Genomic DNA, 24669 nt, shown 5'->3' with positions numbered 1-24669 from the left:
GGATGACTGAACCTTTTGTTAAATTGATATTACTTGAAATCGCTTCCAAAATCAATCATAATCATTCATAAGCAATCAAAAACAATCATTTAGTTTGATTTTCATTCATAATCGTTCATAATAAAAATGAATTCAGCTAAATGCATTCAAAAAACACTAGGAGGAATTTAACATGACAGAAAAACAATTCGTTATTACAGATGAAGCAGGAATCCACGCCCGCCCGGCATCAGCATTGGTCGGTTCATTGTCTAAATTCAAATCAGACATCACAATGGAATTCAATGGCAAGAAAGTCAATTTGAAATCAATTTTAGGCGTTATGTCCCTTGGCGTCTCTTCAGGCTCTACCGTTACGATCGCCGCAGACGGTGAAGACGAAGAACAAGCAATCGCACAAATCACAGAAGTGATGAAAAACGAAGGGCTTTCTAACTAATGACACGCACCCTTTCCGGAATTGCGGCTTCAAATGGCATCGCTCTCGCTAAAGCGTTCCGTCTGGAAACTCCGGATCTGACTGTAGAAAAAAAGGCGATTGATAACGCCGATCAGGAAGTGCTGCGTTTTGAATCAGCTCTTGCAAAAGCAAGCGCTGAACTCGAAACGATCAAAGAACGCACAGCAGCACAAATCAGCGATAAAGAGGCGGCCATCTTCGGCGCCCATCTGCTGGTCTTGAGCGACCCTGAATTGGTCGGTCCGATTACCGAAAAAATCAAATCCGATGATGTCAACGCTGAATTCGCATTGAAAGAAACTTCGGATATGTTCATCGCGATGTTCGAAGCGATGGACAGCGACTATATGAAAGAACGTGCAGCAGATATCCGTGATGTGACAAAACGCGTCACTGCCCATCTGCTTGGCGTCACCATCCAAAACCCAAGCCTGATCGAAGAAGAAGTGATCATCCTTGCGGAAGACTTGACGCCATCCGATACGGTGCAATTGAATCCTGAGTTCGTAAAAGGGTTTATCACTGATATCGGCGGACGCACTTCCCATTCGGCAATCCTTGCCCGCACGCTGGAAATCCCGGCTGTCGTCGGTGCCAAGAAAGTCATGGAAACGATTGAAAACGGCACGTTCATCATTGTCGACGGCCTTGAAGGCGTCGTCATCATTGATCCGGATGCGGCTGTAATCGCAGAATACGAAGAGAAAAAATCAGCCTATGACCGCCAAAAAGCGGAATGGGCAAAATTGAAGAACGAAGCGACTGTAACGGCTGACGGCCACCCGGTTGAACTTGGCGCCAATATTGGCACGCCAAAAGATGCTACGGGTGCTGTCGACAACGGTGCAGAAGCGATCGGCCTTTACCGGACCGAGTTCCTTTATATGGGGCGCGATGCCTTCCCTACCGAAGAAGAGCAAGTAGAAGCTTATTCGGCTGTGCTGAAAGCGATGGATGGGAAACCGACTGTCGTGCGCACACTCGATATCGGCGGCGATAAGGAATTGACGTATTTGGATCTGCCGAAGGAATTGAATCCATTTTTGGGGCTTCGTGCGATTCGCCTATGCCTTGAAATGCCGGACATGTTCCGTACGCAGCTGCGTGCCCTTTTGCGCGCAAGCGTGCATGGCAATTTAAAAATCATGTTCCCGATGATCGCGACGCTTGAAGAATTCAGAGCAGCAAAAGCTTTGGTAATGGAAGAAAAAGAAAAACTGGCGGCTGAAGGCATTGCTGTCAGCGATTCGATTGAAATCGGCATCATGGTGGAAATTCCATCCACTGCAGTCATGGCCGATCTATTTGCCAAAGAAGTCGATTTCTTCTCGATCGGCACGAACGATCTGATCCAATATACGATGGCGGCTGACCGCATGAACGAAAACGTTTCTTATTTGTACCAGCCTTACAATCCAGCGATTTTGCGGATGGTCAAAATGGTCATCGATGCGTCTCATAAAGCAGGCAAATGGACAGGCATGTGCGGCGAAATGGCTGGCGATGAAATCGCTATTCCGATCCTGCTCGGTCTTGGCCTGGACGAATTCTCGATGAGCGCTTCATCGATTTTGAAAGCGCGTGAACAAATCAGCAAATTGTCGAAAGCTGACATGGCGTCTCACACTGAGCGCATCTTGGCTTTAGCGACTGCTGAAGAAGTCGAAACCTATGTAAAAGAAATCATGTAATGCCAAAAAACGGCGCCCTTAAGGGTGCCGTTTTTTACTGTTTCAAATATCATTTTTTATTGTCAGTTGCCCCAACAATAACTATACATTTCTTATACCTGAAAACTTGCACTTTGCAATTATTATGATTGGTCGGGCTTTTATTTCGATAGATAATCCAGCAAGCCCATCGCACTGACTTCCATGTCGACTTTGATGATGCTGTATACTCCGTGCTTGTCCGAGACACCAAGCGACCTTAGGTGTGTCCGAACCATCTCTTGCAAACGACCGGCAAGGTCTTGCGGACTTTGCTTTTTGTCGAATGCGTCCTCTGCCACTTCAAGGAATTCGACCAGCCACTCACCTGCTTGGCGCAGCGCTTCTTTCGGCTCGGAAGCCATGCCGTAATGGCCGTAGTAAATCACATCGAAATTCGCTGCCTGGAAACGGTCGATTGCAAGCTGCATCGCCGCAGGGTCAAATTGGTTCGGCGACGTCGAAGGGAGAAACAGCGGGATGCCGTCCGCGACGAGCTGCTGGTAGCGGATGCCGACTGTATCCCCGGCGAACATGCCGTTGCTGATAGGGTCGTATATGCCGAAATGGTGTTTGGCATGCCCCGGTGTATCCCAGAACTCCAGCGTGCACGCCGGACCGACCTTCAATTGGCCGCCTTCTGCTTTTTCTATCAGCCGATTCTCCGGCACTGGCACGATCGGTTCGAAGAGAGGATCAAATTGCTCGCCGTAGACCATCCGTGCCCCCGCAATCAGCCGGCTCGGGTCCGCTAAATGACGTGCGCCTTTGGGGTGGACAACCACTTTGGCATTCGGGCAATCCTGCAGCAGCAAGCCCGCTCCGCCGGCGTGATCCAAATGGACGTGTGTGACGATGATGTATTTAACCTGGTCAAGCGTATAGCCAAGTTCGTCCAGCCCTTGTTTGATATATGGAACCGATGGGCTGGCGCCGGTATCGATGAGCGTCAGTTCGTCTTCCGCAATGACATAAGTCCCGGTACGTTCTTTAATGCCCAGGTCATAGCCGTCAATCAGATATATGCGGCTGTTCAATTGTTGGACCATGCGTATTCCCTCCTATGTATGAGATAATCAATAGCAAGAATATTCTACCATTAATCCGATTTAAAATAACGGCTTTGCCACCGACAGGAGGATTTTCTATGCCGATACAGGATGTACAGCGGTTATTCTGGACCGCGAAAGATGTCAGCGCTACGCTGCCTGCAAGAGATGACGGCGGGCATAAAGGAACATTCGGGACTGCGCTACTGCTCGCGAGCACACGCGATATGCCAGGCGCAGCGTTGATGGCCGGGCTCGGAGCGATGCGGAGCGGTGTCGGGAAACTGGAAATCGGCACCGATACGGAAGTCATCAATGGTGTGGTTTCTGCATTGCCGGAATCGATTTATTTGCGCGAAGGGCTGAGGAAAGTGGGAGCTGGTGAAGTCGAGCTCGAAAGGTACCGGGCGATTGCTGCGGGCCCTGGCGTCCATCCAGACGATGTTACGGAGAAAGCGGTCCAAGCCTTGCTTGCCAGCCCTTGTCCGTTGGTGCTTGACGCCGGGGCGTTGTCGATGCGAAGCTATCCAAAAAGGCACGCACCGATCATACTCACCCCCCATCCGCTCGAATTTTCACGGATCACCGGCATCGGCAAAGAGGATTTGGCGGAAAACCGTGTCTTCCATGCCGTTTCATTCTCCAAAAAATGGGGTGTTGCAATTGTCTTGAAAGGGCATCACACAATCATCGCTTTCCCGGACGGCGATGTCCGCATCAATTCAACCGGCAACGCCGCTTTGTCTAAAGGCGGCACCGGCGACACGCTGACCGGCATGATTTTGGGCATGCTATGCTGCCACGATAATTGGCGGCACGCCGTGCTGAACGCCGTCTATCTTCACGGAGCTTGTGCGGATAAATGGGTTGAGACGCGTTCTGCCCATACGATGCTCGCGCATGAAATCACGTCGCTGCTGCCGGAAGTGTGGAAATCGTTCGAGCGTTGACCAGGATTATCATGCTAAGCTGAGCAAAGCAAAAATCCCTTTGTCTTTAATGCAAAATCAAAGCGATAAAAAACCCGCATGCGGTTAGGAATCCGACAATTGGCCCTGCTTTTACATAAGCTTCCGGCAACATGGTCGCTGATACCATCGCAATGATGGCTCCAGCTGCAAATGAAGCCAAAATGGCTTGTGTATCAACTGACGCCTGTGCCAAGAACGTAAAACCCAGCAAAGAACTGACAGCCGATGCAATCAGCACCGCAAGCCACATCAACAGAATCCGGGCGATGCCATATCCACTTTTTTTCAATCCGGATGCACTGGAAATCCCTTCCGGCAAATTGCTGATAAAAATCGCCGCCATCAAAACGGCGCTCACTTTCCCTTCGTGGACTAAGCTCAAGCCGATTATCGCAGTTTCGGGTATTGCATCCATCACGGTCCCGATAAAGATCGCCAAGCCTGAACCGGTCGCTGCTGCGTTCGGGGCATCTTTGCCATGTCCCGAACGCTTTCGGTGGAGGCCGCCTTTGTGGCTGATGATGATATCGATGGCTGCAAACAACGCTGCTCCGCCCAGAAACCCAAGTGCAATATCCAGAAGGGTTCCGATTGCCAATGCCTCTCCAAGAAGTCCATAAACCACAGCCCCGATCAGCGTACCTGTGCCCAAAGCCATGACGCCGGCAATGATGCGCTGGTTCAGCGGCAGCCAAAGCACCAATAAAGCCCCAAGCAAATTTGCCGATCCGGCCAACGCTCCCCAGAACAATGCTTGCTCCATCCCCTAGCCTCCTCATCCTTTTCAGGCATCTTGCAATATTGCTCCAAAAATATCCTGCATTTAAAGCCGGTTTCGTATTTCAGTCCATAGCCCAGCATGCGGTCCATACCGATATGGACCAGCCAGATAAAACTCATCCGCAATAGCCAGTCAACCGAAAGAAAAAGCCCTAAAAAGACCAGCAATAAAGGCGTAATGTATGTGTGGGCGGCGTTGTAGACGTATGCATCCACTTTTTGGCTGATGGCATAAGCAGCCATCGAAACATCCGGCACAAATAATAGCAAAACGAACTATACCCAGCTGGACCGTTTGAAAAATACAAATAAGTCTCCAATGCGCCCACTGTAAACCCTTCAAGCTTAATCAATAGACTGTTCAATGTCTATCCCTCCATTTCCTTTTGGGAAGTTCGATTTCTTCATAGCCTCCAGCCACTCATTTTCCATTTGCTCAGCCTTGTTCTTTAGCGCAACCGCCTGATCAACAATAAAATGTTCCATGTATGCTGCTAAAAACAATTTATCCGCCAGCTTCCCAAGTTACTTCGTCGCCTTTTTCCATTCTTCCTGACAGTACCCCCGCAATTGCCTTTTCTTTCGTGCGGGAAGCCGTTTCCATATGGATGTCTACATCACGAGCGAGATCAAAAACAAATGCGGATAGGCGCTTCAATGTAGATTTCGTGGACGATGCTTGGCATTATTGTACCTCCTCACTGTTTTATCTATTATAGATTCTGTTGCGGCAGCCGCTTTTCCTTTCGAAAATCGGAGCTTTCACTCAATGCCGTCAAATGTTGGATTCATAGAAATTGTAAACCGTGGTGAGGTTACGCTTGATCCCCTGTACTCCCTTCCAGTTATTGTACTTTTCAAGCGTAATGAAGCCCTCAAGGAATTCTTCCAACGCAAAAGCGGAAAGATGCGCCCTTTTTCCAGCATCGATCAGCATGGATAGGTAATCCATCATGGCATCAATCTGTTGACCATTCCCCACTTTGCCGTGCCCTGGCAAAATAGCCAGGATGTCCATGGTTTTTACTCGTTCAAGAATAGATAAAAATGCATCCGGGTTAAATATCGGCAAATGCAAATCTTCCGTAATCAGATCCCCCATAAAGGCAGCTTTTTCCTGTGGAACGTAAAGGAAAGCATCACTTACAGAATGGCCGCCGCCCCAACAATGCAATTCCACATCACGCATAGTTCCATGGATTTTCAAGATTTTTTCGAATGTCAGGGACGGCAAAACCAGTTCCAAATTTGGCAGTTCCTCCAATAGCTTTGACATCTCCCTAAACTGATTTGTTAAGCTGCTTTTGATTGCAGCGTTTCCCTCAACTGAAATTTGGAGAGCCAGTTCTCTTAAATAGTGTTCGGTTTCCTGTTGTTCTTTATCCATGTCGCCGATGGCATTCTTTTTACTGATCCATTCTTTTGTAGTTGCCGTGGAAATGATCACTTGTTCTTTAAAAGTTTGATTGCCGAATACATGATCGCCATGAAAATGGCTGTTGACAAGATAAGCCACTTTTTTCCCTGTCAGTTTTTCTGCTTGATTTTTAAGTTCCCGAGACGCAGAAGGCGTATTGAACGCATCAAACACCAATAGTTCGGTTCCGAGATCGACAAACCCGGCATTGCTCCAAGCTCCGCTCCCAGGTTTTGCAATTGCCGCAAACATCCCATCAGCCATTTTTTGCAATGTAAAATATTCCGTTTCACTTAAAACTCCCATTTTTAGAAAACTCCTTTTATGCAGTTTGACTTTATGTAAATAGGCATTAACTCAAATTTCCAAATGCACTTTATGCATCAATTGCTTCAGCTCCAGTAAATCTTCTATTACAAAATCCGCTTGCGCCAATTCTTCTTCCTGTGCAAAATCAAACCGGCAGCCGATCGCCGTTAGCTCATTAGCTTTTGCTGCATCGATATCAGACAGGCGGTCGCCAATGACCGCTCCGCTATCGATGCCATATTTTCCAATGATCGATTTGACCAAATCCCCTTTATCCATTGAAGTGATCTGCTGGATGCTGAAGGTTTCCGTTACCCATTGATCCAAGCCGTAAAATTTCACGATTGCCGCCAGGTATCCTGACTGGCCATTGCTGGCTATGTAAATGTGATGTCCTTGCTTAGTCAAATGTGCGAAAAGCTCCTCCACATTCGGATATAAAGCGCCATTCCCTTCTTCTATATTTTCGATCAACCGTTCGTGAAAAAACTCGTTTGCTTGCTGGCGTATGCGATCCGAGTGTTCCGGCAGCAGCGTTTCCCACACCTTCGGCAGCGGCACGCCCATTATTGCCCGGTATTGTTCAATCGGCGTTTCGGAATTCCATCTTTTCAATGATCTTAATCGGTCAAACACATCTGCTAACGATCGTTCCAAGATTTTATCGGTTTGAAAAAGTGTTCCGTCCATGTCAAAAATGAATGATGCCATAAGTGCCTCCATTTACTTATAATAATTTTTAAATATAGTTTTCATACACCTTACAAGTCATTCTTCAGTCACCCAACTGCAGTTTAAGCCTTTTAATTTTGCTGAAAAGGAGTTTGCAAAATTTTGTAGAAATAAATAATACAGTAAGAAAGGTTGGGAATCATGAAGATCATTAAAGGAAAATACAGCGATGCAAAAGTTTTTACCCAAAACATCGATGACATAACAGTCGCCCAGATTGAAGGTTTTTTGAACGAAGAAGTGACACATAACGCCAATGTCCGGATCATGCCGGACTGCCATGCCGGCGTAGGTGCGGTCATTGGCACAACGATGAAAGTGACGGAGCGGGTTATTCCGAATCTAGTTGGCGTCGACATCGGCTGCGGCATGCTGTGTGTCGAAATACAAAAGCAGGACATTGATTTTGCAAAGCTTGATGGCACTATCCGGACATCGGTGCCTTCCGGACAATCCATCCGCTCTTCCGCCCACCCGTTTATCGGCCAGATCGAACTGGAAAAGGTACTGGCTCCGTTTTCGAAAGAAGCCGTGGTCCATTCCCTTGGCACGCTCGGAGGCGGCAATCATTTTATCGAAATGAACGAGGCGGAGGATGGCAGAACGTTTTTGGTCATCCACTCGGGAAGCCGCCACTTGGGCGCAAAAGTTGCGAATTACCACCAAAAGAAAGCTGTCGAAAGCCTAAGCACGGATAAAGAAGGCTTGGATGGACTAATTGCGCAATTGAAGCATGAAGGGCGCCACAAAGAAATCCATACTGCTATCAAGTCCTATAAATCCACCCTGCCAGACGTTCCGAAAGACCTCGCATATTTGCAGGGCGCGCTGATGGAGAATTACTTCAATGACTTACAGATTGCCCAGGAATACGCTAAATGGAACCGTGCCGCGATGGTACAGGTCTTGCTGGAAGAGATGAATTTCAAAGAGATCGGCCGGATCGACACGGTCCATAATTACATTGATTTGGAGCACATGATTTTGCGCAAAGGCGCCATATCCGCCAGAAAAGATGAAATGGTCTTGATTCCGATCAATATGCGGGACGGTTCACTGCTCGCTAAAGGCAAAGGCAACGACGATTGGAATCAGTCCGGGCCGCACGGTGCAGGCCGCATCCTTTCGAGAACGAAAGCCAAACAAGTTCTTCAATTGGGTGATTTCACCGATACGATGAAAGGCGTCTACACCACGAGTGTGAACCAGGATACAATCGATGAGTCGCCATTCGCTTATAAAACAATGCAGGAAATCATCCATAACACACAGGACACAATCGAGATCCAGTCGATCTTAAAACCCCTTTATAATTTCAAAGCGGCGGAATTTCAAGGATGGCGCCGAAAGTAAGCAAAAGAGCGGCAGATGAGCCGCTCTTTTTTCATATAATTTGCAGCAATGCCCTGCGCCAGGATCAATCAGATGCAAGCTGCTCTTGAGAATCGGCATGCATTTTATTTTCAAGCTCATGCCTCAGATTGATTAAAGCCTTTTGTTCTGCAGGCATGCCTGCAGGATATTTCCTCAAAGCTTGATCAATCAATGCAATTTTTTCGCTGTAATTAGGCAAACCTTTATTAATCGTGTATTCGCCGTTCAGGATTTCAAGATAAGCAGCCAATGATTCGCCTGAGGCAATCCGTTTTTCCAGCGTCGACAATTCGCTCAATACCCCTTCACTCCAAAAAACTTCATCTTCAGTAGAAACGTCCAATGCCACCTCCGCCATTTTGACCGCTTTAGGCAAATCGGTAAAGAGCAAGCTTTCCGCCAAATAGCTATACGCAGCAGATAAGCTATCCCTGTTTTCGGCTATTGCCAATTCCAGTTCTTTTTGGCGATAAGGAATCGCTTTTTCGAATTCCCCTGTTTCCATGTATAAATTCGCAATGCGGTGATTTACCAATTCCAATTCCGGGGTGCTGGCCGCAATTTCCAGGAACATCTCCAGCGACTGTTGGGGCTCATCATGCCTAACATCCAAAACATCCGCTTCGCGCCATTGTTCCAAGAGCTTGTCATGAGCGGCAATAAAATCCGCTTCGTGTGTATTGACTGTTTTTCCTGTGACTTTTTCGAAACTTTCTTGTACCGAAGAGTGGCGCATCTCACCGAAAATCCTTGATAGGATATCAGGCCCTTCTCGCGCTGTTAAATACCGCATGAAACTGCCGCTTTGGAAATACGGGCTGTACGGAATCTGCAAATGGTTTTCCCATTGTCCCGGTGTTTCTAAATCTTGAAAACCGACATATTCCGTGTCTTCCATCATTGTGCGTGACAAACTAGTTTCTTTTTCAGACAAATGAGTTGCCACCCCTTCAACAAACCAGGAAGGAATGTCTGATGTATTGATTCCTCGTTCTTTGGCAATATTCAAAAATAAGTGATGTATGAATTCATGTGCAAGGGTAGTCTGGTCAACCGGCAACGGCAAATGAATCGTTTTCTCGCTTTCATCATAAAAACCGCTATATTGTTGTTGAATAGATTCTCTCTCGGCCATTTCCATCGAATCGCCGTACAATACAATCGATACAGCAGCATCCGTTTTGCCCCCTAAGTCCCTTTCAAGAAACTGTTTATTCCCTTCAATATAAGCTAGAATTTGTTCAATTCCCTGCGTTGGATAAGACCCTTTTTCGTAATAGAATGTGATGCCCTCGTGGCGGGCTTGTTCCAGCTCTTCAAGATTCACATCTTGCTTGTCCCAGATGAATTGCTGGTAATAGCTTAATTTTTGCTGTGCCGTTAAATTCGTTTTTTCAGTCGTGTATGCTTCTGCTTCATACAACAGCATGTTCCCGCCGAATAAAACAAATGACAGCACAAAAAAGCTTAGCAGCGACGCCAAATGCAGCCATAAGCTGATTTGCATTCCATAAGAGTGCGTTTCGCTTTTGATATAGGAAAAAATAATAACCGCTGCCACTGTCCCTGCCAATATCGATGCAAGAACCCATGCAATCAAGCCTTCTTTAACATCCAAAAATAAAAGTAGTGTCCAAAAAGCGGAAACACTCACCAATAAATAAAATAATTGAGCCAAAAGCTTCTTTATAATTCCCATTCCGCACCCCTGTACGCCTATTTTCATTCCATCACTAAACGCTCTTTTAATTATTTAATAGTTTGAGCAATTCCATTTATTTTAACACTAAATTTTGGGAATTGAACAGAAAAATTACAAATAAAGACATGTGATATTCCATTCATTTTCAAAGCCGGTTAATTCCTCGTGCGCCGCAATGCCCAAATTAACGCGCTGATTTCTTTCTCAGCCTTGTTTACGTTATAATGATAGCGAGTGAATTTCATTTAGAAGACCCATTAATGTCAGGAGGACATAATGATGCCAGAGGAAAAAACACTGCACGCAGAAATCAGCAGTTATATATCCACATTGCTGCGTACGAACTTCGGCAAAGGCCCGACATCAGTTTATGTGAGCGTGAAACGTCCTTATATCACCGTCCATTTCCGGGGATTCATGGCCCCGATGGAAGCGATTCTCATGAAGCAGAATGAGTCGAAGCGAATTCTGGAAACACGGAGTTTGATGATGAATGATCTGCGGCAGGAAATCAAATTGCAATTCCTGAAAATCGCCGATTTGGATATCAAAGATATCTACGCGGATTGGGATTTGGAGAAAAAAACCGGCATGATTATTGCCATCCTTGACGAGGAGCCTTCAGAGGTGTTCGAATGGCCAGATGACATCGATCAAAAAGAATTCGAGGAAAAAGTCGATCTTGCCAGCTTGAAAGCGGAGAAAATTCCGGAAAAGACAGAATCATTTTGGCTGAATGACCGCACCATCCTGGTGAAGCGTACCGGCATTCTGGTACGCATCGAAAAGGAACTGATCCGCAACGGCTTTGTTGAAGAGCTGAAAGTGACGAAACGGCCGTTGGAACGGCAGGTCATGCAAGAAGTCCAAATCGAATCGGTTTTAAACAGAGCTGTTTCGGAAATCTTCATTGACTGGAATTTCGATGAAGATTTCAGTTACATCGCCTTAATGCTCGAACCGAAATCTTCTTAAAAACAGAAAAAGACGATGTGTGCCATGGATTGGCGCACATCGTCTTTTTATTGAGCCGGCCTTTTGAGGCATACGACGATTTCACGGGAAAAGCCTGCTTTCTTAGCGATGCACCGGTCGATAATATCGAAGCCTGCAGCATCGATCATCGGGTCAAGATTGTCCATCGTGACCAAGACCATTTTATCGGCAAAATCAGCAGCATGCGTTAAAATCGACAGTTGGTCAGCGGAAGACGTACTGGTGAAGAGGTTGTATGGCATATCGATGATTGCAACATCATAGTGGCTGGAAACATCCGAAATCGGACCATGGCCCACTTCCCCGCTCAAGCCGAAATGGGCGATATTTTCAATCGAGCCATCCACCACAAGCGGGTTCAGGTCTCTGCCGACGATGTCCATGCCCATCGACAAGCCCTCAACCAAAACTGTGCCAATTCCGCAGCAAGGATCGATTGCACGGACGCCGGATATTTTGGGTACGGCGATATTCGCCACGGCGCGTGCCACTTTGGTGCTGAGAGCAGTTGAATACTGCCGGGGCTTTTTCAAATGCTTGAACCAAATGGCTTCAGCTGCTGTGTAATAGCCGAAATACCAGCGGCCGCCAAGCGGCATCAGCCCGAAAATGACATCGGGTTCGTGCATATCTGCTGTGCCTTCGATCGCTTGGCCGATCCGGTGTTCTATCGAGCGCTTTTCCTGGTACTCGACTTTATCAGTTCCGGACAGCCCGTTGATTTTTACAAAAAGCACTTTAAAGCGCTGCTGGCCCATGTGGATGGCTTTGAGCTGCTCGATGAGCCCGTCCAATTGGTCATCTTCATACAGCACTTCGATGCGTTCTTTGATGAATGGGCTTCGGCTTGGGTCGAGGATTCGCTGGCTTTTCACTATTTTACGGCTTGTATCTTCCCCGAACAAGGCACGCATTTCCAAAAAACACAAGGCTTCTTCATCAGGCGTATAGGCATATGTGTAAATGAATTCGTTGTCTAATGTGGGTAGAGTCAATATGGGTTCCCGTCCTTCTCGTTGCGCTATTTCACTTATGATCGCCTTTCAATTATATAGCTATCCCCACAAAATTGCTCTTTTATCCGGCCAAAGAAAAACCTCCCGTCAGCAACGGGAGGAAATAAATCGTTATTTGCCGCTTTTCAATTCGGCAGGTGCTGCTTGAAGATTGCGTTTCCGCTGTTTTGCTGTTTCAGTTCCGGCCGGCTTTTTGGACCAGATCGTCGCCAGGATCGGACCGGAGATATTATGCCAGATTGCGCCCCAAACGCTTGGAAGTGCAGCAAGCGGGCTGAAATGCGCTGTCGCAAGCGCGACACCCAAACCGGAGTTCTGCATGCCGACTTCAAGTGAGATTGCCCGGCGGTCATTCTCGCTGAGCCCCATGGCAGTGGCAATGGCATACCCTAACAGCAAGCCGACACCGTTATGCAGGAACACCGCTAGGAACACCACGAATCCTGCGCTAATGACGTTAGCAGCGTTAGCCGCAGTAACTGCTGAAACGATGATCAAAATCGCCGCAACCGAGATGAGCGGGACAATCGCGATGCTTTTGCCGACGATGACCGGGAAGAAACGTTGGACAAGCAAGCCTAATGCAATCGGGATGATGATCACCTGGATGATGGACATGAACATGGAAACCGGATCAACCGGCAGCCATTGCCCCGCCAATAGCAAGAGCAATAATGGCGTCATGATCGGAGCCATCAACGTCGAAAGCGATGTCATCGCAACCGATAGCGCCAAATTCCCTTTCGCCAAATACACCATGACGTTCGAAGCGGTCCCGCCTGGCACACAGCCAAGCAAGACAAGCCCTGCAGCAAGTTCAGGAGGCAGCCGCAACAAGTATGCAATGGCAAAAGCGGCCAATGGCATCACGACAAATTGAGCGGCTACACCGATCAATACCGGAATTGGATTCGTTAAGACGATTTTAAAATCGACCGGCTTTAATGTCAGTCCCATACCGAACATGACTACGCCGAGCAAGATGGCGATGTATGCGCCGAAGCCGAGAAACGGTTCAGGCACCAAAAAAGCGATGACTGCGATTAAAATGACCCAAACGGCAAAATATTTACCTGCAAATGCGCTGATCGTTTCCAGCATTTTCATAGAACTGCCCCCTTCGTTTCTGGTTTCACATTTTTATACGGATTCAATAGATTGTCCGGATCCAATGCTTGTTTGATTTTTTCCATGACTTGCATGGCTGCACCGTGCTCTTGAAGCTGGTATTTCTGCTTGCCGATGCCGACGCCGTGTTCACCTGTGCACGTACCGCCGCGCTCTAGTGCGTAAAGGACGATGCGTTCGTTGAATTCCTGCGCTTTCGCCACTTCCACAGCATCATTCATGTCCATCATCAGCAAGGTATGAAAATTGCCGTCTCCGACATGTCCCACGATTCCGCCGGTCAATCCGAGTGTATTCAGGTTTTCGCGCGCATGGCGTACAGCGCCAGCGAGTGCTGAAATCGGCAGGCAGACATCGGTCACCATCATCTTTTTACCGGGGTAGCCATGGATATAAGCGTATGCCAGATTATGGCGTGCTTCCCATAAACGGTTGCGAGCCGCGTTGTCAGTCTCGAATTCGATTTCTTCACAGCCATGCCCTTGGACGATTTCTTCCATGAACTCGACATCTTGTTTCAAACCGGCTTCATTTCCGTGAAATTCCAAAAACAATGCCGGTTTTTCCGGATATGCGGTATCGCTGAATTTATTCGCTTGGCGGATCGATTCTTCGTCAACCAATTCAACGCGCGCCACTGGAATGCCTGCCTGCAAGATCGAGACAACCGCTTCCACTGCGTCATTGACCGTCGGGAAAGAGGCACGCGCCGCCGTGACATGCTCCGGAATGCCATAAACCCGCAGCGTCATCTCGGTAAAGCAGCCGAGTGTCCCTTCAGAACCGGTAAACAATCCGTTCAGATGGAGGCCTGAAGACGATTTCGCTGCCATGCTGCCGGTGTGGATGATGGTGCCATCCGCCAGCACGACTTCCAGATCCCTTACCTGGTCGCGCATGACGCCGTATTTGACTGAAGTAGTGCCGCTCGCATTCGTCGCCACCATGCCGCCAAGCGTCGCATCCGCTCCGGGGTCGACCGAGAAGAACAAGCCATATTTCTTCAGTTCCTTATTCAATTGCGTGCGGGTGACCCCTGGCTGCACTTTCACCAGAAAATCCTTTTCATAGACTGCCAATACTTTGTCCATGAGCGAGAAATCGATCGTGATGCCCCCGGTAACCGGGATGACATGCCCTTCCAAACTCGATCCCAAACCGAATGGGATGACCGGCACTTGAAATTGCTTTGAAACTTTCATAATACGGCTGACTTGCTCTGCCGTTTCCGGAAAAACAACGACGTCCGGCAATTGCTGGCCGTGGTAAGATTCATCTCTGCCGTGAAGTTCCCGGACAGTTTCGTTGACCGTCACCTGTTCGCTTGTCAGAAAAGCTGTTAATGCCGTTAACGCCTCTTGAATATTCGCCATGCTGTTCCGCTCCTTACGTGTACATAATTATGGATGAAAGCGCTTATGCAAAATTGGTCCAACCAATAGAGTTCATTATACATAATTGTCTGAAAAATTCAATAAAAATTTTCTGACATTGATTATTCTGTCAACCATTGTTAAGGTTTAATCAGTAAAAGCGTTTAAGGAGATGTTCTAATGAACGCACCAAAAAGGAAAACTTATGAACTGATCGTTGAAAAAATAGAACTTTTCTTTATCGAAGAGAACATGGCACCGGGAGACCGCCTCCCTTCAGAACGGGAATTGTCGAGCCGGTTCGGCGTTAGCCGCACATCGGTCAGAGAAGCGCTAAAAGCTTTGCAGATGGCAGGTTCAGTGGAAATCCGGCATGGCGGAGGCAGCTACATCAAAACGCCTGAAGTGGCAATGCTGGGCAGGCAGCTGGGCTCGCTGATTGAAAAAACCGAAAGCCATCTGGTGCATGAAATGCTTGAATTGCGCCGTGCGCTGGAAGTCGAATCAGCATCGCTGGCAGCCCAGCGCGCGGGCGAAGAAAACCTTCAAGGCATGCGCCGTGCGCTGGCGCACATGCATGATTCTTTTAACGATGAAGAGTCCGGCGTTCAAGCTGACGTGGATTTCCATCTGCAGATCGTCCGGGCCTCGCGGAATCCATTGCTGATTGAAATGGTGGAGACGCTTGCCAATAGACTCGAAGATACGATTCGTGCAACGCGGCGCCATCGATTCACAGATGCCAGCCGCCACGCTGATACTTACGCTGAACATTACGAAATCTATGCAGCGATTGCCCAACAAGACCCGCAGCGCGCAAAAAAGTTGATGGAGCAGCATATTGACCGAATCATGCTAGAACTGGACACGCATTGACAGCCAATTGCACAATTTCTGCCCAAATTAAAAAGCGGACTCAGCTGAGTCCGCTTTTTGCTTATTCCACAACCACAGAAGTTTTAACATCGTTAACACGATTCTGGCGCGCTTTCGCGTAAAACATTCCGATGATGGCTGCTGTCAGGAATATTCCTATGATGTAGGAAACATTCAAATCAAGGTTAAACCCGATTTTCTGATTCAGGATATAGACAAATACCATGTATGTGATAAAGACGGCAGGGGCCATCGACACCAGGTAGTTTTTACCTTGAATGTACAAGTACATCGTCGCAATCCACAATGCGATTGATGCGGTTGCTTGGTTCGCCCATGAGAAATAACGCCACAGCAAATTGAAATCGATTTGCGTCAGAATCAGCGAGATTGCGAAAAGCGGCACGGCAATGATTAAGCGTTTCATGATTTTCTTCTGATCCAATTTGATGTAATCCGCAATGATTGAACGTGCAGCGCGGAAAGCGGTGTCTCCCGAAGTGATTGGCAGTACGATTGCACCTAGAACCGCAATCGTCCCACCGACCGCTCCGAGCAATGTCATGGAAACTTCGTTGACGACTGCCGAAGGCGTTCCTGAAGAAATGAGGCCGCTTAAACTTTGGCCATCGAAAATACTCATAGCGGCAGCTGCCCAGATCATCGCGATGATCGCTTCAGCAATCATCATGCCGTAGAAAATGTAACGGCCTTGTGATTCGTTTTGCGTTGTGCGGGAAATGATCGGCGATTGTGTCGCGTGGAAACCGGACAGCGCCCCGCAAGTAATCGTGAAGAACAAAATCGGGAAAATCGGCAAGTTCCCCGGATGCATATTCGTCAATGACAATTCAGGGATTTTGTAATCCGAGAACAACAAGCCGATGCCGACGCCGAACGTCCCGAGCAAAAGAATGGCTCCGAAATACGGATACAGGCGGCCGATAATTTTGTCGATCGGCAATACTGTCGACAGGAAATAATAAACGAAGATCACTCCGATCAGCACGCCGACCGCTACATTGCCGTCCATTAAAATGGACAATAGAGATGCCGGCGTCGTAACGAAGACGGTACCGACCAATAACAGCAGCAATAAAGCGAAAAAGTTAACAACATGTTTGGAAGCTTGCCCCAAAAATTTGCCCGCAAGTTCTGGTATATGCGCCCCTTTATTGCGAATCGAAATCATGCCCGTCAAATAGTCATGCACGGCACCGGCAAAAATGGAACCGAGGACAATCCATAAAAACGCGACTGGGCCGTACAATGCACCCATGATGGGACCGAAAATCGGCCCTGTTCCGGCGATATTCAGTAATTGGATCATGGCATTCTTGTGTTTGTTCATTGGCACGAAATCGATGCCGTCGCGGTTAGCGTAGGCCGGTGTTTTTCTCGACTCGGCTGGTCCGAATAATTTTTCTATGTATTTGCCGTAAGTGAAATACGCCGCGACCAAAATAACAATCGATACTAAAAACGTGATCATTTTGCCACCCCTTATCTTATTGGTTTCAGAATAGAACTTCGATGAGTCTGAGAAGCCGTAATCGCTTACAAAACGCCATGCCTAAAAGTAAATTCGCTCTTGTATGGACTCTCGCCATTTGCCCAGTCATGCCATCGTAATTTTATCTGCAAACATTTTATTATGTTATTACTATAATTTAAAATAGTCAATATTCTTTTTATTCGCACGAAAAAAAACAGCCGCCCATGGAAGTTGGCGGCTGGCAGGGAAATTTTCTTTTAATTTGGCTGCTGCAATTCATCGAGCTCATGGATATCGTAGCCGGTGGCAGCCAATGTTTTCAGCAAAAGTTCGTGCATGATTTTATAGCCTTCATCATTCGGATGGATATCATCCAGCCAGATGGCGGTGTTCTTGCCCATCGGTTGGGTTCGGGAAATAATGATGCCTTCTTCGCCGATTGCCTTATTCCATACACGCAGCATGATGCCAGTGAAACCGAAATACTGCACTTCTTTTTTCATTGAATTGTACAAATCGTTTTGGACGATAAGCGCTTCACGATTCAATTCACGGATGTGGTGGTAAATGGCCAAAAGATTATTGCGGTATGTCCGCCGGATGCCCGCAAATTGGCGGATCAGTCCTTTTGCCCCTGCTCCGTGGAAGCCGCGAAGCAAGTCGTTGCCGCCGATGTTCAACAGCACCAAATCCGCCTTGCTGATATGGTGGTTCCATCTGCTGGAACTGAGCCGGTCAATCAGTCCATTGCTCGTCAGGCCATTGATGCCGAGATTGATCACATTGCTGTCCGGAAATGTTTCTTTCAAATATTTGGCTATCCCGCCTCTCGTGCCATAGCCATAGGCAACCGAATCCCCCAAGATAATAATATGCTTAAGGCGCAAGCCTTTTTTCGTCCCTCCGGAAGACGATGCGGCTCCATTTCGGAGAGGATAAAAGCGTCGGCTCTTTATCATACGCACACTTCCCTTCTTCGTTCGATATCCTTATTTTAACATAATGAAGAGATTTCTACGATTATTCCGCTTCGTTATGCAAGCCGCTTTTTTTACTTTCTCCCATACTTGGCGTAACATTTGGTAAGGAGCATTAAATGGATGTTAAAAATTCTCTCTGCAATAAACACTTTGTTGATAAACACAAAAAGACTGGAGCACGCTTTATGGAAAATTTCCTGCTGGATCTGGAATCCACTATCACCGAAATGGGTTGGCTTGCGCCGCCTCTTTTCATCTTGCTCCATTTGCTTCGGCCTTTGTTATTTTTGCCGGTAATTGTCGTATGCATAGCTGGCGGCGTCCTTTTCGGCTTTGTGCAAGGCTCTATTTATAACTTTATCGGCTTAGCATTGATGAACTACTTTTTTTATCTTTTTATTCGCAAATTCCCGAAATTCGAACAGAAGATTCGTTCCTTGAAAAACAAAGTGCTGCCTGGCAGAACCATTTCCGTAGGCCAAGTAATGATTCTGCGGATAATGCCCTTTGTCCATTTCCACCTGTTGTCGTTATACTTGATGGAAATGACGAAAAATTTCAAGGAATACATGTATTATTCCCTTCTCGGGGTCATTTTGCCTGCAATCATCTACACAGCATTCGGCGAGGCCATTTCAGAAATGCCTTGGTACTTGACCTTAGGGATGATCCTGATGCTGGCTGGCTTGTATGCGCTCCTTGGCAAAATGCATAAATTCAGGCTGCCTTTATAGCCTTGTTCTTACTTGGAATAAAATCAAAAAACGCGTCCCCTTATGATACGGGACGCGTTTTTTGGTATTGTTTTAAGAACGGCGTTTTCTTTCAGCAAGTTCGTAGCGGGCACCTGACTTCTTGCGTGCCCGCCTCTTTTGACGGCGTTCGTCATTTTCGATTTTCGCTGACAGCAAGCCGACCATTGTGCCGAATAATGCGCCGCCCAACACTTCGATCGGCTGGTGGCCCAAAAGCTCTTTCAGCTCGCTGTCGCGCTTTTCAAATTCAAGGCTCGGAAAATCTCCGCTCAATGTAACAAAGCTGTCTTCCAGGTCGTTGACAAGCCGTGCGATCTCACCGGTATGGCGGCGGATCCCTTGGGCATCATACATGACGATGGTGCTGAATATGACGGCTAAGGCTGTTTCCGTATGGCCCGTCCCTTTATTTGCAGCCACATAGGAAGCAAGCGCAGAAACGCCGGCCGAATGCGAACTTGGCATGCCGCCTGTTGTAAACGCCTGTTTCAAGTCCCAACGGCCTGATAATTTTTTATGCGTTACGATTTTCAATGCTTGGGCTATCCCAATTGCTGATAATGATGTAATGATTCCTCTGTTCATTGTGTCCATAAATAATTCCCCCACTTTTCAATCCTATAATCGATTTTAATTTTTCCGGTTATTTTTTTATACCCCCAAGTTTCGGTCTTTAAGCGGAAAAATAAAAAACAGCACAAGCAAAAATTTAATTTCTTCTTTTTATGGGTATACAATAAACCGTATAGCATGCCAGTATTTAGTATATACTCCTCATCAATCAAATCAGAAAGCCGAAAGGAGCTTTTATGTGATCCATATCATTCCGTTGGAAAACAAGAATTTGCATTCTTCATTCAGCAAACATTACAGCCCGATTTTAACCGTCCAATCTGGCGACACGATACAAGTTTCGACACCGGATATCAAATGGGGGTATTCGCCCTCCCCTGATCAGCCAAAACAATTGCTGTCTTCCCGCGAACAAGAAGACCAGCCTTTGCATCCCATGATCGGCCCGATCAAAATCGAAGGGGCAAAACCGGGAATGGTGCTCGAGATCCGGACAAATGACTTGCAGCCAGGCTGGTATGGCACAAATTGGGCCGGCAAGCTCCCCAGCTGGCAAAACGAAAAACTTCAATTGCTGGATTCTGAGAGAGTGCAGCTGGACTGGAAACTGAACGCCCGGCAAATGACTGGCAGCTGCGTCATCGGCGAGAAAGAATTCCGTGTCGGTCTCTCGCCTTTTCTCGGGCTGATGGGCAATGCGCCTTCAGAAGATGGCATATTCAGTACCAAACCGCCCCGTTCTGTCGGCGGCAATATCGATTGCAAAGAGCTGGTGCGCGGCAGCAGCCTGTTTCTGCCGATTGAAGTGGACGGCGCCATGTTTTCCTTAGGCGATGGACATGCATTGCAAGGCGATGGCGAAAGTTCGGGCACTGCCATTGAATGCCCAATGGATTTCGTTGACGTGACGCTGATCCTCCACGAAGATTGGACGTTGGAGATGCCGCGTGCAAATACACCAGCGGGCTGGATTGCTTTCGGCTTTGATGAAGATTTGAACGAAGCGGCAGCCACCGCTTTAAATGGCATTGTGGAATTGATGCAGGAATTTTATGCAATCTCTAAAACCGAAGCGACCGCTTTGGCCAGTGTCGCAGTAGATCTGCACATCACCCAAGTCGTCAATGGCGTAAAAGGCGTCCATGCCATTCTGCCTCATGGCGCTATCCGCTGACGTATCCATAAAGCTTTACCCCTGAAAATTAATTGAGGGCAACTTTATCAAAAGCTGCCGCTGAAAGGAGAGATTCATGTGATGGATTCCACTGCATACTTGAAAAGATTTCATGCATTCCCAGTAGAAGAACTTTATTTGCAGGATTTGGCCAAGCTCCAGTCGCTGCATATGCAGCACGTGCCTTTCGAGAACTTGGACGTGATCCGCAAAAAACCGATTTACCTGAACCTGGAGACGATTTACGATAAAATCGTCAACCATAAGCGAGGCGGCTATTGTTATGAATTGAACGGCTTGTTCCATTGGCTGCTACAAGATTTGGGATTTGATGCCAAACTCATTTCGGCTACTGTTTTGAAACCCGATGGCACCGCCGCTAAAAAAGACACCCATGCCGCCATTCTGGTTGAATTGGACACGCCATATTTGATTGACGTGGGATTCGGCGATTCAACCGTCAGCCCGATTCCTCTTGGCGGGGAACGGCACGCCGACCATAGCGGAACTTACCGAATCGAGGAATTGGAAGATGGGTTTTATCAATTGATTCGCCAAGAAAACGGCGATGACGGCGATGAGCGCATCTTATACCGATTCAATACCGATGAAAAGAAACTTGCCGACTTCCATGAAGGCTGCGTCTTTAATCAGGTCTCGAGCGAATCGACATTTACCCACGACGACCTTGCGACTCGTGCGACGGAAGATGGACGCATCACCCTTTCAGGGGATGTCCTAATCCGCACTGAAGACGGCGGCAAAAAGAAGCGCAGCCTGTCTCCGGAAGAAAAGGTCAAAGTCCTAAAAGAGGAGTTCGGCCTTGAACTCGAGGTATAAGCCTTAAATCACCGCTGCTGCACAATAAAACTAGGCAAAAAAAGAGCTGCCGGCATTCGCCGGCAGCTCTTTTTTGGTTCCTTAATCTCCATATTCGTATAACGTGATACTTTCCAAATGATTGACATAGCGCCTTAGCTCCTTGGCTTGGTCCCGTGTGATGTCTCCGCGTTCATACATTTTGTAAATCTCAGAACGCCCTTTGTCCATTACGACAATGCGCAGCTCTTCTTTTAATAACTCAAAATGTTCATTGTACTGCGAATCCGGGCGTTTAAGGCCGCCGATCATTTGCTTGTAATCGGTGATGACCGCTTGCATCATGTCCTTGTAATCATTTTCAGCGGCCAGCTCTTCCAACTTTTTCAACCCTTTTTGAAGTGCATGCAATTGGATTTCTTTCGCTTCCTGGCTTTTCACCAAGCGCGTTTCCTCGTCTTTGACATATTGGCCGCCAAAACGTTTAGCCGCACGAGCCAATTTCCCTTCGATAAAGACGATGATTGACCGGAAGCCTTTTGAAATGGCTTGTTCCCTGCGGATCAAGGATTTATCGAAAGCATTGTAGACGCCTTCTTCCATTCCTCCCTCTTTGTAAAGGGTGTCAATATAACGGCGTTCTTCTTCCAATGCCGAAAATCGGATTTCCCTCATACGGTCCCTCAATCTTTTCGTGCCTTTTTCAAGGGAGCTTTCGTCAAAGTCCAATTGGTTGAGGCGCATCGTATATTCGTCGATCAACTCATAAGCGGCAACTTCGTTCTCGACATTCAATTCCGCCTTCAGCTTTTTGAGCGAGGCCAGCAAAATTCGGCGGCGCGCTTCTTCAATATCAAGTTTCGCCCCTTTTTGTTCATCTGTCTTACCGATGCTGAATAATGGCAGCAGAACCGTCGCTGCAATCAATGTGAATAAAATCGTGCCGGCTGCCAAGAAAATGATCAACGAACGGTTCGGGAAGTCATCGCCGTTTTCCAGTAAATACGGAATAGACAATACGCCGACCATCGTCACCGTGCCGCGGACGCCGGTCAAACTGACCATGATGGCCGTCTTCACTGTGGGTTTGTCCACTTCTTCTAGTTTGCCGCGTTTGTATTCGTAATAAGCATAAAGATAAGCCCAAATTAACCGAATCCCTAAAATAGCCAATGCAATGGCTGCGACATAGGACAGCAAAAGCAATTCACTGATATTTTCATTCTCAAGCACGCCGCTCATTGATGACGGGATGCTCAACCCGAGCAGAAGGAACACAAAACCGTTCAAGATGAACAGCAGAATCGTCCAGATGTTTTCGGTCAGCACTTGCTCTTCAGCAACGAACGTTTCCGTCCGCTCACGGACAAGCGCGTGGATGATGCCGGCTACGACAACTGCGATAACGCCGGACGCATGAAGCACATCTTCTGTTATATAAAAAATCAAAAATGGTGTAAGAATGGACAGCAGCGACTGGAATGTCACATCGCTGATTCCCTGCTTGCGAAGCAAATAGCGAATGCCTGTCACCAAAAGGCCGAGGAGAACACCGAGGAAAAGGCCGGCTAAGAATTTATACGAAAAATCGATTGCGGCTTCCTGTATGGAAAAATAGCCGGTAACGACCGCTGCAACTGCATAATTGAACGCCACGAGGCCTGATGCATCGTTGATCAGCGATTCCCCTCTAACCAGGTTCAACACTTTTTGCGGCAAGTGGATCCGTTTCGCAATGCCATTCACGGCAACAGGATCCGTCGGCGAAAGAATCGCCGCTAAAGCGAATGCGGCAGGAAGCGGAATTTCGCTGATGAGCCAATGGATGAAATACCCCCCGGCGACTGTAGTGATCAGCACCAAGAATATTGCATTGCCTAATATCGGCCCGCGCATGCGCCATAATTCATCACGCGGAAAGTTCCTGCCATCACTGTACAGCAGCGGCGCAATGAACAAGAGCAAAAACCATTCTGTTTCAATTTCCAAGGAAATGTCATCGAATAGAATGACAACTGCCACGCCAAGTGCAATTTGGATTAAAGCGGTCGGGATGAATGGCGTGTAATGGCTGATGATGTTGGATACCAACAAACAAAACAGCAGCAATAATATAATCAACAATAAATCCATAAACATTCTCCAATCTATGCAAGTTGAACTGCAAGTGCATGTGCACAAACTCAGTAAAAACGCTTGGAACACGCATTGCACTGCAATAACTAACTGTCCGTGTATTCACTGACACGAAGCTGTGTTTCAGTGAATTTTTCTGCTGTTCAGCCTAGGGCCGATTCATGTAATCTATTGTATACCCTTAAAATCAGCACTTATGACGTTGGCATGCATCAATTTCAAAAAAAAAACACAAAAAAAAACGCCCCATTATTAAGAAGCGGATAAAATAACAGCCTTATTCTTTTCACTCTGTTTAATGGATTTTTAACGTCTAGAATTTGGAGATATGGATCGGTGAAACAAAATAAAGTTCTTTCGGGCATGTTTTCGCTGTTTTGACCAGTTCCAAAAAGACATTTTCTGGCACCACGAAATTCTGGATCCGGTTTGGCAATTTAAGCATTTTTTCCGTTGCATGTGATGCTTTTACTTCATCGATGTCAACCCAGACCGATTCCCGCTCACTCATTTTCTTTCCACCACTCACAAATGTGTGTTCCCGGCATAACCTGGCAAATAACGTTACGAAAGTTTCTCCTTCTTCTTCATGGACACTTTTGGACCTTACAAAATAATAAGCAACTGACTGCTGAGGCAAAAGTTGTTTTTGTGGCATACAAGCACACCCCTTTTCACGTTTCTGCATAATTTGTAGAAATAAATTGGGAAAACGGACTTTTAACTTATGTATGGTCGGCATAAGCTTATTTATAATAAGATTTGTCCGGTTTGACTGAAATACCAATCTTCCGTTTAAAATCCGTGAGCTAAAAGGCTCACCATTTAAAATAGGCTTAAAGTTG

At 47.1% G+C, this 24669-nt stretch carries 25 protein-coding genes; 9 read left to right on the top strand and 16 right to left on the bottom strand.

Translation table 11 applies throughout. The annotated features are described in order from the left end of the window. Positions 1–172 precede the first annotated feature (172 nt). Both QMA09_RS14110 and ptsP read left to right on the top strand, forming a co-directional pair. Positions 173–439, top strand: a complete 267-nt coding sequence (locus QMA09_RS14110; protein WP_135502914.1) for a phosphocarrier protein HPr — start codon at positions 173–175, stop codon at positions 437–439. Next, positions 439–2151: a phosphoenolpyruvate--protein phosphotransferase gene (ptsP, locus tag QMA09_RS14105; RefSeq protein WP_290213553.1), complete on the top strand. Its 1713-nt coding sequence runs from the start codon at positions 439–441 to the stop codon at positions 2149–2151. The genes QMA09_RS14110 and ptsP overlap by 1 nt, the downstream gene beginning before the upstream one ends. A gap of 140 nt (positions 2152–2291) precedes the next feature. Here ptsP and QMA09_RS14100 read toward each other — a convergent pair whose 3' ends face one another. Next, a complete protein-coding gene (locus tag QMA09_RS14100; protein WP_290213552.1) occupies positions 2292–3218 on the bottom strand; it encodes an MBL fold metallo-hydrolase in 927 nt (308 codons plus the stop codon). Between the two features lie 98 nt (positions 3219–3316). On the opposite strand from QMA09_RS14100, the gene QMA09_RS14095 reads away from it, so the two are divergent. Beyond that, positions 3317–4168, top strand: a complete 852-nt coding sequence (locus QMA09_RS14095) for an NAD(P)H-hydrate dehydratase (RefSeq protein ID WP_290213551.1) — start codon at positions 3317–3319, stop codon at positions 4166–4168. Between the two features lie 46 nt (positions 4169–4214). Here QMA09_RS14095 and QMA09_RS14090 read toward each other — a convergent pair whose 3' ends face one another. The 6 genes from QMA09_RS14090 to QMA09_RS14065 form a co-directional block, all read right to left on the bottom strand. Beyond that, on the bottom strand, positions 4215–4952 hold the full coding sequence (locus QMA09_RS14090) for a ZIP family metal transporter (protein WP_290213550.1): 738 nt from the start codon (positions 4950–4952) through the stop codon (positions 4215–4217). Continuing rightward, positions 4871–5239, bottom strand: a complete 369-nt coding sequence (locus QMA09_RS14085) for a DUF4260 family protein (protein ID WP_290213549.1) — start codon at positions 5237–5239, stop codon at positions 4871–4873. The genes QMA09_RS14090 and QMA09_RS14085 overlap by 82 nt, the downstream gene beginning before the upstream one ends. A 75-nt stretch (positions 5240–5314) precedes the next feature. Further along, positions 5315–5455, bottom strand: a complete 141-nt coding sequence (locus QMA09_RS14080) for a hypothetical protein (RefSeq protein ID WP_290213548.1) — start codon at positions 5453–5455, stop codon at positions 5315–5317. Positions 5456–5474: 19 nt separating this feature from the next. Further along, complete coding sequence (locus QMA09_RS14075; RefSeq protein WP_290213547.1) at positions 5475–5627, bottom strand: SRPBCC family protein; 153 nt, start codon at positions 5625–5627, stop codon at positions 5475–5477. Positions 5628–5744: 117 nt separating this feature from the next. Then, positions 5745–6692, bottom strand: coding sequence for an MBL fold metallo-hydrolase (locus QMA09_RS14070; protein WP_290213546.1), 948 nt, complete (start codon positions 6690–6692; stop codon positions 5745–5747). A 51-nt stretch (positions 6693–6743) separates the two neighbouring features. Beyond that, positions 6744–7406 (bottom strand): HAD family hydrolase, encoded by a 663-nt coding sequence (locus tag QMA09_RS14065; protein WP_290213545.1) that lies wholly within the window; start codon positions 7404–7406, stop codon positions 6744–6746. Between the two features lie 162 nt (positions 7407–7568). Between QMA09_RS14065 and QMA09_RS14060 the strand changes: the two genes are divergently transcribed. Further along, positions 7569–8780 carry an RtcB family protein gene (locus QMA09_RS14060; protein WP_290213544.1) on the top strand — a complete coding sequence of 404 codons (1212 nt, stop codon included), beginning with the start codon at positions 7569–7571 and terminating at the stop codon, positions 8778–8780. Positions 8781–8844: 64 nt separating this feature from the next. Here QMA09_RS14060 and QMA09_RS14055 read toward each other — a convergent pair whose 3' ends face one another. Then, positions 8845–10500: a tetratricopeptide repeat protein gene (locus tag QMA09_RS14055; protein ID WP_290213543.1), complete on the bottom strand. Its 1656-nt coding sequence runs from the start codon at positions 10498–10500 to the stop codon at positions 8845–8847. A 282-nt stretch (positions 10501–10782) separates the two neighbouring features. On the opposite strand from QMA09_RS14055, the gene QMA09_RS14050 reads away from it, so the two are divergent. Continuing rightward, complete coding sequence (locus QMA09_RS14050; protein ID WP_290213542.1) at positions 10783–11478, top strand: Na-translocating system protein MpsC family protein; 696 nt, start codon at positions 10783–10785, stop codon at positions 11476–11478. A 47-nt stretch (positions 11479–11525) separates the two neighbouring features. On the opposite strand, the gene QMA09_RS14045 is transcribed toward QMA09_RS14050, so the two are convergent. The 3 genes from QMA09_RS14045 to QMA09_RS14035 form a co-directional block, all read right to left on the bottom strand. Continuing rightward, a complete protein-coding gene (locus QMA09_RS14045; protein WP_290213541.1) occupies positions 11526–12494 on the bottom strand; it encodes a TRM11 family SAM-dependent methyltransferase in 969 nt (322 codons plus the stop codon). 132 nt (positions 12495–12626) lie between these two features. Beyond that, on the bottom strand, positions 12627–13622 hold the full coding sequence (locus QMA09_RS14040; RefSeq protein ID WP_290213540.1) for a bile acid:sodium symporter family protein: 996 nt from the start codon (positions 13620–13622) through the stop codon (positions 12627–12629). Then, positions 13619–15016 (bottom strand): FAD-binding oxidoreductase, encoded by a 1398-nt coding sequence (locus QMA09_RS14035; RefSeq protein ID WP_290213539.1) that lies wholly within the window; start codon positions 15014–15016, stop codon positions 13619–13621. Before QMA09_RS14035 ends, QMA09_RS14040 begins: the two co-directional genes overlap by 4 nt. A 180-nt stretch (positions 15017–15196) precedes the next feature. Here QMA09_RS14035 and QMA09_RS14030 point away from each other — a divergent pair, with 180 nt between their 5' ends. Further along, complete coding sequence (locus tag QMA09_RS14030; protein ID WP_290213538.1) at positions 15197–15892, top strand: FadR/GntR family transcriptional regulator; 696 nt, start codon at positions 15197–15199, stop codon at positions 15890–15892. Positions 15893–15953: 61 nt separating this feature from the next. Here QMA09_RS14030 and QMA09_RS14025 read toward each other — a convergent pair whose 3' ends face one another. Together QMA09_RS14025 and QMA09_RS14020 are read right to left on the bottom strand one after the other, a co-directional pair. Further along, the gene (locus QMA09_RS14025; protein ID WP_290213537.1) at positions 15954–17384 is read right to left on the bottom strand and encodes a carbon starvation CstA family protein; all 1431 of its coding nucleotides are present in this window, start codon (positions 17382–17384) and stop codon (positions 15954–15956) included. Between the two features lie 260 nt (positions 17385–17644). Then, positions 17645–18346: a GDSL-type esterase/lipase family protein gene (locus QMA09_RS14020; RefSeq protein ID WP_290213536.1), complete on the bottom strand. Its 702-nt coding sequence runs from the start codon at positions 18344–18346 to the stop codon at positions 17645–17647. A 206-nt stretch (positions 18347–18552) separates the two neighbouring features. Here QMA09_RS14020 and QMA09_RS14015 point away from each other — a divergent pair, with 206 nt between their 5' ends. Further along, positions 18553–19101, top strand: a complete 549-nt coding sequence (locus tag QMA09_RS14015; RefSeq protein ID WP_290213535.1) for a TVP38/TMEM64 family protein — start codon at positions 18553–18555, stop codon at positions 19099–19101. Between the two features lie 72 nt (positions 19102–19173). Here the strand turns inward: QMA09_RS14015 and QMA09_RS14010 are convergent, their stop codons facing one another. Beyond that, on the bottom strand, positions 19174–19716 hold the full coding sequence (locus QMA09_RS14010) for a divergent PAP2 family protein (protein ID WP_290213534.1): 543 nt from the start codon (positions 19714–19716) through the stop codon (positions 19174–19176). Positions 19717–19933: 217 nt separating this feature from the next. Here QMA09_RS14010 and QMA09_RS14005 point away from each other — a divergent pair, with 217 nt between their 5' ends. Both QMA09_RS14005 and QMA09_RS14000 read left to right on the top strand, forming a co-directional pair. Further along, complete coding sequence (locus tag QMA09_RS14005; RefSeq protein ID WP_290213533.1) at positions 19934–20869, top strand: acetamidase/formamidase family protein; 936 nt, start codon at positions 19934–19936, stop codon at positions 20867–20869. Between the two features lie 81 nt (positions 20870–20950). Beyond that, positions 20951–21709 (top strand): arylamine N-acetyltransferase family protein, encoded by a 759-nt coding sequence (locus QMA09_RS14000; RefSeq protein ID WP_290213570.1) that lies wholly within the window; start codon positions 20951–20953, stop codon positions 21707–21709. A gap of 81 nt (positions 21710–21790) precedes the next feature. On the opposite strand, the gene QMA09_RS13995 is transcribed toward QMA09_RS14000, so the two are convergent. Together QMA09_RS13995 and QMA09_RS13990 are read right to left on the bottom strand one after the other, a co-directional pair. Further along, a complete protein-coding gene (locus QMA09_RS13995; RefSeq protein ID WP_135502879.1) occupies positions 21791–23821 on the bottom strand; it encodes a Na+/H+ antiporter in 2031 nt (676 codons plus the stop codon). 316 nt (positions 23822–24137) lie between these two features. Continuing rightward, positions 24138–24669: hypothetical protein (locus tag QMA09_RS13990; RefSeq protein ID WP_290213532.1), on the bottom strand; the 532-nt coding region annotated here is incomplete at its 5' end.

Origin of the sequence: Planococcus sp. APC 3906 (genome assembly GCF_030407685.1) — a bacterium.
GTDB lineage: Bacteria > Bacillota > Bacilli > Bacillales_A > Planococcaceae > Planococcus > Planococcus koreensis.
The sequence above is the reverse complement of the archived record's forward strand: the minus strand, read 5'-3'. Positions and strand labels throughout refer to the sequence as shown.

Coding starts and splice junctions, on each gene's coding strand:
- QMA09_RS14110 (WP_135502914.1), top strand. CDS start 173: ATGACAGAAAAACAATTCGTTATTACAGATGAAGCAGGAATCCACGCC.
- ptsP (WP_290213553.1), top strand. CDS start 439: ATGACACGCACCCTTTCCGGAATTGCGGCTTCAAATGGCATCGCTCTC.
- QMA09_RS14100 (WP_290213552.1), bottom strand. CDS start 3,218: ATGGTCCAACAATTGAACAGCCGCATATATCTGATTGACGGCTATGAC.
- QMA09_RS14095 (WP_290213551.1), top strand. CDS start 3,317: ATGCCGATACAGGATGTACAGCGGTTATTCTGGACCGCGAAAGATGTC.
- QMA09_RS14090 (WP_290213550.1), bottom strand. CDS start 4,952: ATGGAGCAAGCATTGTTCTGGGGAGCGTTGGCCGGATCGGCAAATTTG.
- QMA09_RS14080 (WP_290213548.1), bottom strand. CDS start 5,455: ATGGAACATTTTATTGTTGATCAGGCGGTTGCGCTAAAGAACAAGGCT.
- QMA09_RS14070 (WP_290213546.1), bottom strand. CDS start 6,692: ATGGGAGTTTTAAGTGAAACGGAATATTTTACATTGCAAAAAATGGCT.
- QMA09_RS14065 (WP_290213545.1), bottom strand. CDS start 7,406: ATGGCATCATTCATTTTTGACATGGACGGAACACTTTTTCAAACCGAT.
- QMA09_RS14060 (WP_290213544.1), top strand. CDS start 7,569: ATGAAGATCATTAAAGGAAAATACAGCGATGCAAAAGTTTTTACCCAA.
- QMA09_RS14055 (WP_290213543.1), bottom strand. CDS start 10,500: ATGGGAATTATAAAGAAGCTTTTGGCTCAATTATTTTATTTATTGGTG.
- QMA09_RS14050 (WP_290213542.1), top strand. CDS start 10,783: ATGCCAGAGGAAAAAACACTGCACGCAGAAATCAGCAGTTATATATCC.
- QMA09_RS14040 (WP_290213540.1), bottom strand. CDS start 13,622: ATGAAAATGCTGGAAACGATCAGCGCATTTGCAGGTAAATATTTTGCC.
- QMA09_RS14035 (WP_290213539.1), bottom strand. CDS start 15,016: ATGGCGAATATTCAAGAGGCGTTAACGGCATTAACAGCTTTTCTGACA.
- QMA09_RS14030 (WP_290213538.1), top strand. CDS start 15,197: ATGAACGCACCAAAAAGGAAAACTTATGAACTGATCGTTGAAAAAATA.
- QMA09_RS14025 (WP_290213537.1), bottom strand. CDS start 17,384: ATGATCACGTTTTTAGTATCGATTGTTATTTTGGTCGCGGCGTATTTC.
- QMA09_RS14020 (WP_290213536.1), bottom strand. CDS start 18,346: ATGATAAAGAGCCGACGCTTTTATCCTCTCCGAAATGGAGCCGCATCG.
- QMA09_RS14015 (WP_290213535.1), top strand. CDS start 18,553: ATGGAAAATTTCCTGCTGGATCTGGAATCCACTATCACCGAAATGGGT.
- QMA09_RS14010 (WP_290213534.1), bottom strand. CDS start 19,716: ATGGACACAATGAACAGAGGAATCATTACATCATTATCAGCAATTGGG.
- QMA09_RS14000 (WP_290213570.1), top strand. CDS start 20,951: ATGGATTCCACTGCATACTTGAAAAGATTTCATGCATTCCCAGTAGAA.
- QMA09_RS13995 (WP_135502879.1), bottom strand. CDS start 23,821: ATGGATTTATTGTTGATTATATTATTGCTGCTGTTTTGTTTGTTGGTA.